Source organism: Bradyrhizobium sp. th-b2, from assembly GCF_000426785.1.
Lineage (GTDB): Bacteria > Pseudomonadota > Alphaproteobacteria > Rhizobiales > Xanthobacteraceae > Bradyrhizobium > Bradyrhizobium septentrionale.
This window is the reverse complement of record NZ_AUGA01000115.1, coordinates 1-10,672: the sequence shown is the minus strand read 5'-3', so window position 1 is coordinate 10,672 and position 10,672 is coordinate 1. Positions and strand designations below refer to the sequence as shown.

Annotated in this window: 13 protein-coding genes; 6 read left to right on the top strand and 7 right to left on the bottom strand. The window is 58.6% G+C overall.

Going from position 1 to position 10,672, the window contains the following annotated elements; genetic code table 11:
* The coding region (locus K359_RS55640) for a transposase (RefSeq protein WP_051346783.1) at positions 1-150 on the top strand (150 nt) is incomplete at its 5' end.
* Positions 151-254: 104 nt separating this feature from the next.
* On the opposite strand, the gene K359_RS62475 is transcribed toward K359_RS55640, so the two are convergent.
* From K359_RS62475 to K359_RS0144360, 3 genes are all read right to left on the bottom strand, one after another.
* Entirely contained in the window at positions 255-641 is a 387-nt protein-coding gene (locus K359_RS62475; RefSeq protein ID WP_156929045.1) for a hypothetical protein, read from the bottom strand.
* A gap of 255 nt (positions 642-896) precedes the next feature.
* Positions 897-2,537, bottom strand: a complete 1,641-nt coding sequence (gene groL, locus K359_RS0144365) for a chaperonin GroEL (protein ID WP_029084837.1) — start codon at positions 2,535-2,537, stop codon at positions 897-899.
* A gap of 78 nt (positions 2,538-2,615) precedes the next feature.
* Positions 2,616-2,930 (bottom strand): co-chaperone GroES, encoded by a 315-nt coding sequence (locus K359_RS0144360; protein WP_029084836.1) that lies wholly within the window; start codon positions 2,928-2,930, stop codon positions 2,616-2,618.
* Between the two features lie 597 nt (positions 2,931-3,527).
* On the opposite strand from K359_RS0144360, the gene K359_RS55635 reads away from it, so the two are divergent.
* The 3 genes from K359_RS55635 to K359_RS63800 all read left to right on the top strand — a co-directional run bounded on the left by K359_RS55635 (position 3,528) and on the right by K359_RS63800 (position 4,928).
* Complete coding sequence (locus K359_RS55635) at positions 3,528-3,839, top strand: N-acetyltransferase (protein WP_051346782.1); 312 nt, start codon at positions 3,528-3,530, stop codon at positions 3,837-3,839.
* A gap of 174 nt (positions 3,840-4,013) precedes the next feature.
* Positions 4,014-4,328 carry a hypothetical protein gene (locus tag K359_RS63805; RefSeq protein WP_029084835.1) on the top strand — a complete coding sequence of 105 codons (315 nt, stop codon included), beginning with the start codon at positions 4,014-4,016 and terminating at the stop codon, positions 4,326-4,328.
* Between the two features lie 390 nt (positions 4,329-4,718).
* Positions 4,719-4,928: a hypothetical protein gene (locus tag K359_RS63800; RefSeq protein WP_165125905.1), complete on the top strand. Its 210-nt coding sequence runs from the start codon at positions 4,719-4,721 to the stop codon at positions 4,926-4,928.
* A 31-nt stretch (positions 4,929-4,959) separates the two neighbouring features.
* Here the strand turns inward: K359_RS63800 and K359_RS63795 are convergent, their stop codons facing one another.
* Positions 4,960-5,097, bottom strand: coding sequence for a LuxR C-terminal-related transcriptional regulator (locus K359_RS63795; RefSeq protein WP_165125902.1), 138 nt, complete (start codon positions 5,095-5,097; stop codon positions 4,960-4,962).
* 1,587 nt (positions 5,098-6,684) lie between these two features.
* Here K359_RS63795 and K359_RS0144335 point away from each other — a divergent pair.
* Both K359_RS0144335 and K359_RS0144330 read left to right on the top strand, forming a co-directional pair.
* A complete protein-coding gene (locus K359_RS0144335; protein ID WP_029084834.1) occupies positions 6,685-7,161 on the top strand; it encodes an Lrp/AsnC family transcriptional regulator in 477 nt (158 codons plus the stop codon).
* 500 nt (positions 7,162-7,661) lie between these two features.
* Entirely contained in the window at positions 7,662-8,309 is a 648-nt protein-coding gene (locus tag K359_RS0144330; RefSeq protein WP_029084833.1) for an FkbM family methyltransferase, read from the top strand.
* A gap of 218 nt (positions 8,310-8,527) precedes the next feature.
* Here the strand turns inward: K359_RS0144330 and K359_RS0144325 are convergent, their stop codons facing one another.
* From K359_RS0144325 to K359_RS0144315, 3 genes are all read right to left on the bottom strand, one after another.
* Positions 8,528-8,746 carry a hypothetical protein gene (locus K359_RS0144325; protein ID WP_029084832.1) on the bottom strand — a complete coding sequence of 73 codons (219 nt, stop codon included), beginning with the start codon at positions 8,744-8,746 and terminating at the stop codon, positions 8,528-8,530.
* 1,165 nt (positions 8,747-9,911) lie between these two features.
* Entirely contained in the window at positions 9,912-10,247 is a 336-nt protein-coding gene (locus K359_RS0144320; protein WP_245284915.1) for a hypothetical protein, read from the bottom strand.
* A gap of 89 nt (positions 10,248-10,336) precedes the next feature.
* Positions 10,337-10,672 (bottom strand): transposase (locus tag K359_RS0144315; RefSeq protein ID WP_029084830.1); only part of this gene is annotated, 336 nt, incomplete at its 5' end.

Here is a 10,672-nt window from a genome sequence, read left to right as displayed (position 1 = left end):
GAGTTCGCGACGCTGCGTCTTCGGCTCTTGAAAATCGCCGCCCGTGTCGTCGAGACCACGAGCCGCATTCGCCTTGCGTTTGCCGCGGCATGTCCCGAAGCCGACCTGATCCGCGGCTTGCCAGGCGCGCTGCTGCCGCTCGGTCCTTGACCGGCGGGGCGTCCGCCCCCCGTTCGCCCAACCTACACCTCAAGCGCGTTGCAAAGTACGGGTCGTCAGGCGGTGAAAAGCCGAAGGCAATCCCGCGCGCCTTGTCAGAGCAGATGTGCGGCCACATCAAGCGGACTAAAAAAAGCACTCTCACGAATAGGACGGGTTAGGACATGCAAACACGCACTGCAGATCACAGCTGATGGAGAAGTGCGATCGCCAGCACTGGCCTGTCCCAGCCAAATCGATCTTTCAATCTCCGCCATCTGCCGGCCCCTGCCGGAGCAGGAGTGATAAGAATAAGGCAGGATATTCCCATCGTGCCTTAGGCTGATGATCCAAGGAGATCGTTTGCTGCATTGCAGCTCATCTTTGTTTGCGGACACCACCGCGTCGCCCTTTTCGAGTGCGGTCTCGAAGACCTCTTTAAGCCTGGGATCCAGCAAAATCTCCTCCGCCGCGCTGAAATCCGTAACGGGATGCCAAGTCATGCCTCCGCGAGGCGGTGGCAGGGTGGCGGATTCGAAAGCGTACGCGCATCGCCCCTCGCCAGATTGGCCTTGCTCAATGAATTTTCGTAAGCGACTCAAAAGCGTCCCCAATTGATCTTGAGTATCTCGGCGCAAGCTGCCGATCCAGTTCGAAGCTCGCAAGGGCTGAGGATCATTGCAAGCCCGACCGAAGCCGCAAGAACCCCGGCATTGCTGCCAGGGTTCTGCCAGTCATGGCTGCCGAGAGAGGCTGGATCAGAAGTCCATGCCGCCCATGCCCCCGCCCGGGGGCATTGCGGGCCCGGCCGCAGCCTTCTTCGGCAGCTCGGCGACCATCGCTTCCGTGGTAATCAGGAGTGCAGCAACCGAGGCGGCGTTCTGAACTGCGATGCGCACGACCTTGGTCGGGTCGATGATGCCCTTGGAGACAAGATTGCTGTATTCGCCGGTCTGCGCATCGAAGCCGAAAGAATATTGATCCTTCTCGAGCACTTTGCCGACCACGACCGAGCCGTCTTCGCCAGCATTGATCGCGATCAGGCGGGCAGGCCAGGACAGCGCCTTGCGCACGATCTCGACGCCGGTCTTCTGGTCGTCGTTCTTGGTGCTCAGGCCCTTGAGTTGCCCGGACGCTCGGAGCAGGGCGACGCCCCCGCCAGGCAAAATACCTTCCTCGACGGCCGCGCGTGTGGCGTGCATCGCGTCATCAACGCGATCCTTGCGCTCCTTCACTTCGACTTCGGTCGCGCCGCCGACGCGGATTACTGCTACGCCGCCCGCAAGCTTGGCCAGACGCTCCTGCAGCCTCTCACGGTCATAGTCCGAGGTGGTCTCCTCGATCTGCGCTTTGATCTGGGCAATGCGGGCGTCGATGTCGGCCTTCTTGCCGGCGCCGTTGACGATCGTGGTGTTCTCCTTCTCGATCATCACCTTCTTGGCGCGGCCGAGCATCTGCAGCGTGACATTCTCGAGCTTGATGCCGAGGTCTTCCGAGATGGCCTGGCCGCCGGTCAGGATCGCGATGTCCTGCAGCATGGCCTTGCGGCGATCGCCGAAGCCCGGAGCCTTGACGGCCGCGACCTTCAGGCCGCCGCGCAGGCGGTTGACGACGAGGGTGGCGAGGGCTTCGCCTTCGACGTCTTCAGCGACGATGACCAGCGGCTTTCCGGTCTGCACCACGGCCTCGAGCAGCGGCAGCAGCTCGTTCAGCGAGGAGAGCTTCTTCTCGTTGATGAGGATGTAGGCGTCGTCCATTTCCACGCGCATCTTGTCTGCGTTGGTGACGAAGTAGGGCGAGATGTAGCCGCGATCGAACTGCATGCCCTCGACGACGTCGAGCTCGGTCTCGAGCGACTTGGCTTCCTCGACCGTGATCACGCCCTCGTTGCCGACCTTCTTCATGGCGTCGGCGAGGAACTTGCCGATCTCGGCATCGCCGTTGGCCGAGATGGTGCCGACCTGGGCGATCTCCTCGTTCGAGGTGACCTTCTTCGAGTTTTTCTGGAGGTCCGCAACGACGGCTTCGACCGCGAGGTCGATACCGCGCTTCAGGTCCATCGGGTTCATGCCGGCGGCAACCGACTTGGCGCCTTCGCGAACGATGGCAGCCGCAAGCACGGTCGCGGTCGTGGTGCCATCTCCGGCCGCGTCAGCGGCTTTGGCGGCGACCTCGCGCACCATCTGCGCGCCCATATTCTCGAACTTTTCCTCCAGCTCCACCTCCTTGGCGACCGCGACCCCATCCTTGGTGATGCGCGGAGCGCCGAACGACTTCTCGAGCACCACGTTGCGGCCCTTCGGACCGAGCGTGACCTGAACGGCGTTGGCGAGGATATCGACACCCCGAAGCATGCGATCGCGCGCTTCTACGCCGAATTTGACCTCTTTGGCTGACATAATGATTCCTTCAGTTGTATTTCGACCTTCGGGGCGCCCGGCCGGCACTCTTCGGGGATAAGCAGTGTGAACGATGAACTAGGCGGCCTTCTTTCTTGAGAACACGTCGGTAAGAACGCCCATGACATCGCTTTCCTTCATGATCAATAGCTCTTGGCTGTCGATCTTGACCTCGGTGCCCGACCACTTGCCGAACAGCACGCGGTCGCCGACCTGCACGTCGATCGGGATCAGCTTGCCGGTCTCGTCACGGCCACCCGGGCCAACGGCGATAACTTCGCCTTGCGAGGGCTTTTCCTTGGCTGTGTCGGGAAGGATGATACCGCCAGCGGTCTTCTCTTCTGCGTCGATGCGTTTGACCACGACGCGATCGTGAAGCGGACGGAAATTCATGCAGGCCTCCTGAGCATTTGAACGGGTTGGAGATAGGCACATTGCGAACAGCGCCTTTATAGCAAGAGGCAGGCCAAAGATGAGCTGATTGATCCTGCCTGCAGTTCTGCTAAATCGTACACTTGGCCTGCGCGTATGTTCGTCCGGAAGCAAACGCGCTGGCGTACCCAGCCCGTCAAGCTGTCGTGAAAGTGACATTGCATCTCGTCAAAGCACCAGCATCGATCGTCACGCCTTGGCCTAAATCATGCAGGCTTGGGTCGCGGCAAGTCAGGCTGGTCAGAGGAGTCCGATGCATGCAGGCTCACGATTGGCAGGGCACTCGAGTGCCAACCCTCGTGATCCGCGGCTCTGCGCTGTTGGGCTTTGGCATCGAAACCGCTTGGACGGATTTGGAAGGAGCAATCATGCAGTCCGCGTCAAAAGAGAACGGGTCTATCAAGATCGTCGGCCCTGCCGACCGTCCGAAGGTCATTGCCGTTCTGACGACAGCCTTTACGACCTGCCTGCTGCTGAGATGGCTATATCCAGAACCGGAGCGCTACTTTCGCCATTTCGCCGGCTTCCTGGAATACTACGCCGGCGATCCCTACATCGATGGAAGTGGCGCGTATCTCGAAGACGGCCAGAAAGGTGCTATTCGAGGAGTTCGGCAAGTATCACCCCGAGGAGCCACACTGGTATTTCACCATGCTGGGCATCGATCCCATGCATCAAGGATCGGGCCGGGGCGGCCGTCTTTTCCAATACGGCCTTGCAATCCTGGACGAGGCGAAAGGCTTGGCATTCAACGAGGCCACCAGTCTCGGGTCGGCACGTCTGTATGAGCGGCTGGGATGGAAGATCGTGGGTGAGGTTCAGGTCGGCAGTTCGCCGCCCATTTTCCCGATGGTGCGCCGTCAGTCTTGATGGACCGTACGCGCGGGCCGGGCGGGGCAGAAGCTTTGTTCTACCCATGAATCAGGATCCGAATAGATCGCAGGGCCGCCGAGTTCGGCCCCTGCAAGACGCGCTCGTCATGTTGCAATCCCAGTATATCAAAAAAGTGGACGAACTGTTCTCCGCGATGCAGGAGGCAAATGAATGCTTTCTGGGATACCCGTTCGCGAGGGGATCGACTATGAACCCTTATGGCGCTTCTTGAAGTTCACAGACAACAACCTTGGAGACCCGTTCGAACCAGGAACCTATCGCGTCAACCCGCATACCCTGGAACGGGAAGTTACCGAATTCTTCGCCGAGCTGTTTCGAGCACCGCGGGAATTTCGGGGCTACATCACCAACGGAGGGACGGAAGGTAACATCCACGGTCTTTATCTCGCCCGTGAGCTCTATCCGGATGCTGTGACGTATTTCTCGTCTGATACCCATTACAGCGTGAGCTCTGCTCGGGGTTGAGCACCGCGTGGTTCGTTCGCAGCCAAATGGAGAGATCAGCTATGACCATCTGGCGCAGGAAGCGGCTCGTGAAAGGCCCGCCGTCGTGGTGGCAAACATAGGCACCACCATGAAGGAAGGCAGGGACGATACGCTCAAGATACGCGCCGTGCTTCGCGATGTCGGTATTGACGCTATCTACGTTCACTCCGACGCGGCACTATGCGGGGCATACGCGGCTCTCTTGAGCCCGAGGCCGCATTCGAGTTCGCGGATGGAGCGGACTCGATTACGGTCAGCGGACATAAGTTCCTTGGCGCGCCAAGGCCCTGCGGTATCGTTCTCTAGCGTAAAATTCATGCTCAGCGTATCGAGCGTTCTATCGATTACATCGGGAGCTTCGACGCGACCTTGAGTGGCTCGCGTAATGCCTATACACCGATCATCCTTTGGTATGCGATCCGTCGTCTGGGTGTCGAGGGCATCAAACAAATGTTTGTTGAATGCGAACAGCTCGCCACCTATGCAGCCAGGGAACTCAATGCCCGAGGCGTCAGCGCCTGGCGTAATCCTAATGCGCTTACGGTCGTCTTTCCTGCTGTCGATGAGTGTAAAGGCTAAATGGCAAATTGCGACTCAGGACGTAAGCCATTTAGTCGTTGCGCCAGACGAACATCTGCTGTGCGATTTGCGGATTTGACGCGCCGGTTGCAACCAGATGCAACACTTGGATCTCTCTGAGCGAGAGATCGTATGGCCACGAAATCTGCTCCTCGGTGACCACGACCATGGTATGCTGGCAGGGTATAATTGAGACGTGATGGCATTGGCCGCTGTCATCGCTCCACAGGAAGCGTCGCGGGGCCCAGTGCCTAAGCATTTCCGCGAGCAGTTTGCACCCCCTTCGCCCAGATGTCGACCCGCTGCACGTGCCAGCAAGTTGAAAGCGGCGCCACTTGAAGAAATCACCAACGCAAACGAGTTAGGAGCCACGCCTTCTGCGAGTAGAGGGGGCGTTCTCGGCCGGTCGCAGAGCTCGGCCAGAATGGGACGAAATCGCTGAGTGATGTCCTTGGGCTCATCCGTTGGCTCCGCTGATGTAGTCCACTTCATTGGAAAGCACCGACGTAGCGGCAGTCCGACAACCGCAAGCACATCGTCGAGCCCTCGTACCGATGGAATGAGAAATTCGCGCGCCGTCAGAGTCTCGGGAAACCAAAGGTTCCAGTCTCGCTCACAATCGCGCCACCTGAGCGAGCGCGGATCATCCTGATGCGCAATGGTGAAGGCAGGATTGTCTTTGACGAAATCATCATTGATGTGATCGAGCAGCTTCTCGGAGTAACCGTCACTTGCGAGTGTCTGATGCAGATGAGTCTGCGATAGCGGATCCCAAGCACTCAAAGTAAAAGCGGAACACTGCACCAAGGTCCTATCAATCAGTTGCGCGCGTGGATCGACGGATGCCGCATCCCACGGAACGATCACCGAGCTCTCTAAATGTGCTCTCACCGATTCCCCCTTAAGATATCATTGCGGAAGGAGCCAGCCGGTCACGCTCGGTCGATGTTACGTTGCGTTTTGGGCGGCTGTCGCGCCGCCTTGTTGCTCTCAGCGCTCCTAGCGGCTCGTTGTTTTAGCCAGCTTACGACAGTTAATATTCGTTCGCACCGGCTATTGGACTGCCCGGGGCCGTCGAAGGTTAGGTCGGTTGTCCGAGATGGGCTTTCCCACTAGCCCACCAGCTGTTCGACGACGTCCTCGCCAGGCGAATAGAGCGGGCGTTACACGCGCGCATTGGGCGAGACAAGCTGTTCGCCAGCGCAGTCCGTCCTGTGCGGCGCTGCTACTGGCTTCGCAAAATCGGTCAACTGATGTATTGAAGCACGGTGCGGCGCGTCCGAAGCTTGGTCATCGCAGCATCGTGGTCTCGCGATGTCTAAACCGGCGCTGCGGTGAAAAGGTCTGCGATAGAGCGCATCATGTACGCAATGGGTGTGAAGGGAGATCAGCCGGGCAAGGCACGAAGAGACAACAATGCGCTACTGCTCTGAAACTCTCGGAATTAGCATCGTCAAACGATGCGCCGTCTGTAATGGTCAGTTCGGACTGGTCCGGTACTACTCATGGCGGACCTCTCTTTGTTCAAGGAAGTGCCTCGATCGCCTGCGCGCCCGCCGGCAAGCCGACCGCAGCTGGCTGAGCAAGCTCGTCGCTCGAAAATCAACAAAGCGAGCGGGCGTGCGAGCCGAGCTGGTCTGACGCCCTACCGCTCCCCGCTTGAACGATCTGATTAGGTATTGGAAGGGCAGGGCTCAAGCGAGGGGCCGGGTTTGGTCGTGGAAAAACCTGCTCGCCCGTTGATCCCGCCAGAACCATGAAACTTGACAGAACTGATGCTCGCCTTCTTGACTTACTGCAAAGAAACAACCGTCTGAGCAGTGAAATACTCGGCGCGAAGGTCGGGTTGTCGGCCTCTGGCGTTCAGCGCCGACTGAAGCGCCTGCGAGCACTGCGCGTAATCGAAGCGGACGTTTCAATCATTTCTCCGAAAGCAATCGGACCAAACGTGACCCTGCTGGTTCTCGTCTCACTTCACCGGAATCGAGCCGACATCGTTGATCGCTTCAAGCGCACAATCTGCAAAATGACTGAGGTGATGAGCGGATTCTATGTCACCGGTCAGGCCCACTTCGTCCTGCTCGTTACCGCAGATAATCTGGAGGAGTACGAGCAATTTACCCGCCGCCTCTCTCATGAAAATCCGGACATAGAGCGCTTCGAAACCATGGTGGTTATGGATAGGGTCAAGGCAGGCTTTACCTTGCCAATTTCTTCGATCGCATGCTGGTGATCGCCCGATACCGTTCGAACGGAGGCCGGCGCTCGTTCAGTTCATCACAATTATCATCTATGCGGAGTGAACGTCGATCAGTAGCCTTTCCTGGAGCGGCCGCAGTCGCCCGTGGCCGCTCCCGGTACCTGGTGCCCGAAGGTGGTATCAAGACTGGTGACAATCAGACCACAATCCGTTCGGCGCGGGTCTTTATCGCCTTGCGAAGCCAGATCGCGATGCAGTGGTCAAAGGGCCACTCGCAAATCGCCTATGCCACCGCGAAGATCGCATTCCAGATGGCGCCCTCGAGAGCACGCCGCGGCCCGCTTCGCAAGACAAGCCGGCAGTGGCGGCAGCATCGTCCCTCGCCACGCTCGAGCGAAAGAGAGCGGCATCCGCGACTGCTCGCGCGCCGGCATATGAATTATATACGTTGATATACGTTGTGCTGGGATGTCTGACGTGTGATTGCGCGTCTAGGACAAAGTGTCAACGGAGTTCCAATGGAAAAACAACCCGTGTCTTCTGTGGACGTACATCAGCATATTCTGTCACTTCTTGGGATGTCCAATCCAGTGATCTTGGATATCGGCTGCAATGACGGAACCGATACGGCACATTTTCTCACCCTGTGCCCACAAGCTCAGCTTTACTGCTTTGAGCCGGACCCCCGAGCGATCGCGCGTTTCAAGAAGAAGCTCGGTCCACATCTCGATAAGGTGAAGCTGCTTGAAATTGCGATCAGCGAACGAAACGGGACGATCGACTTCCATCCAAGCAATGCAGATGGAGATGCAAAGGAATGGGACCTCTCTGGCTCAATACGCCGCCCGAAGAACCATCTTACCGAGTATGATTGGGTTCGCTTCGACCGTCCCTTCTCGGTTGAAACTCGACGGCTCGACGATTGGTGCAGCGAAGCTGGACTGAACACGGTCGATTTCATCTGGATGGACGTTCAAGGAGCCGAGGCCGATGTCATCGCCGGTGGCGTGCAGACGTTAAGCAACACGCGCTTCATCTACACGGAATATAGCGATCGCGAGCTCTACGAGGGGCAGCTGTCCCTGCAAGCCATTCTCGACCTATTACCATCATTCGAAGTGGCGGCTCATTATCCCCGCGAAGTGGAGGGTGACGTATTGCTGAAAAATACGCAATTCTAGCTGCCATATCCGGCAGCCCCGTTCGTCGGTGAAAGAGCTTGCCCCAGATTTATGTAGCACATTGTTGTGTAACAGCGATCGATCGGGCAAGCGGGCTCGTTGCCTCGTGGCTTCGCTCGCTACATGTCCTTTGACGTTCTCGGTTGTTGCCGTTGCACGGGCTTACGGACGGGAGATGCATGAGACTCCCGTGAGAATTGCTGAGTTGCTGATAATCGCTATTGTGATATATCGGCGCTGGGAGTGACGTCGCGGATAGCCGCGCGAGCCGTTTCAGATGCTTGAATCAGCTCCATCAGCCGGCGCTCATACTGTTTAAGCGTCTGAACGGCTGCTGTATGCTCTGGGCCTCTAGGAAGCTGCTGCACGGATTCGAACAACTGCCAAAGCAGCTGCATCATGTCTCGTAGTTCCTTGAGCCGCGCCAGTTTTGTCACCCGGTCAACCTTGCTCTAATTGCTCCAATGCGAAGGCGGGCTGAAGCATCGGCGTTCGATCCGATCAACACCGCAGATAGGAAGACGTGAGATCGGTAAAAAGGGTCGTTGTTCCCCGCCGGATGCAGTTTGTCGCACGATCGTCTCCGTTGGTTAGCTTCTTTCTCGCGGTTTTTTCGGTCCTGCGGTCTCGCTCATGATCCTGGCGGGAACCATTCAGTCTGCTGTACAGAGGCAAATGTTGAGCGAGGGTTTTGCAACGACCGTGCCATCAGCTCGATCCAAATAGCCTACGGATCTGAGAATGCTAGAGCATGATGAGATTAGGTTGAGCTGGAGCGGCGTCGAAAGTTCACCGCTCCCTTGGGAGAGGTCGATTTGCGTAGCAAATCGGGTGAGGGGTTGCGGTCTACCGAGAGAGCCAAGAGCCCTCACCCGGATTGCACCGGACGATGCTTCGCATCGCCGAGCGCAATCCGACCTCTCCCCGACGGGGAGAGGTGAACCGCAACCGCGGCGATCCGATTCAACCAATACTCATCCCGCTCTAGGTTCGTGGTTGTTGCGGATCCGACATCGCCTCGGCGCCCCGGCCTGTCAGTGTCCATACAGCATCAATGGATTCCAAAGCACCGGCTTTGGCTCTGAGCGTTGTGTTGCGACGCGTGCAATACGCGCTGGTCCTTGGCGCCGGAAAGCTCGCTCACAGCTGCTCTAGGTTAGTACATTGAGAGTCGTGGCGGCCGCCATCAGGGTCGCTGATCAGATGGACCTGCGCTGCCACTTCGGCGAGATAGCGATCCATCGCCGTTCGTGCCGTGGCGGTGCCGGGGTGGGCGGAAGTTCACGCAGCTTCTGTTAGTGACTGGTCCACAGGTATGTCTCGCGGGCATCAGAATCGCGGCCAATCAAAAACCGGCGCTCCAGCGCGGCAAGCAATCCGATCGGGCGCCCCCTCGGATTGTCCATACAGGACACCGTGAAACGGTCGCGAAGTGCGAGGCCGAGCAGATCGAAGGCCTTCCTCCAGAACAAAAGACGGACGCGCGCGTCGGCCCGTTAGCTGACAGGGGCGGGAATGTTGATCCGCCACACCGTCAGCCGACCCGGTTGCCGATCAAGATCGCCAAATTCTTTGATGTGATGCGCCGGTCCGTCGTGTCGGTTACACACGCAAGCTGCGCGTGCGGCGCAGCGGGGAGCGCCAAATCCAAACTATCGAGGCGGCGCCAAGCAGGCTGCTCGCAAGCAACGTAATGCGTAAGTCTGTTGCCGCAGCGACTGCGCCACCGGCCAGCGCACCCAATGACGCCAGTCCCCACACCACGCTGCGGATGCTCGCATTGGCCCGGCCTTGCAAGCGTTGCGCGACCAACGCGTATCGAAGGGGAACCTGCTGCACATTGTAGATCCCCTGGCCGATCCACAGAATGAATTGGGAGAGCGAAACGCATGCCACCGCGGCCCACCGGGGTTCGGTGATCAGGGTGGCCAAACTCATGCCCACGGTGCTCACGGCCAAACCGACCATTAACACCGGGCCGATGCCGATTGCCCGGCCGGCCGAGGGCGAGCTAGAGCATTTTCCGATCACGTTGCGTCGTAACCAGCCGCGACGAGATAATTTTGGCATTCCTCGGGTGAGAAGCGCTTGAGAGCGTTGGCGATTGCTTGCCAGAGATCGGGCATGGTGCGCGCTGCGGCGGCCCGCAACAGGGCTTTCAGTTTAGAGAAGGCCATTTCGATCGGGTTGAAGTCTGGACTGTAGGGCGGAAGATAGAGCAGGCTTGCTCCGACCGCCCGGATGGCCTCTCGAACGCCATGGACCTTGTGAGCGGGCAAGTTGTCCATGATAACGGTATCGCCCGGCCGCAGCGATGGGGCGAGCAATTGCTCGACGTAGGCCAGGAAAGCGTCGCCATCCAT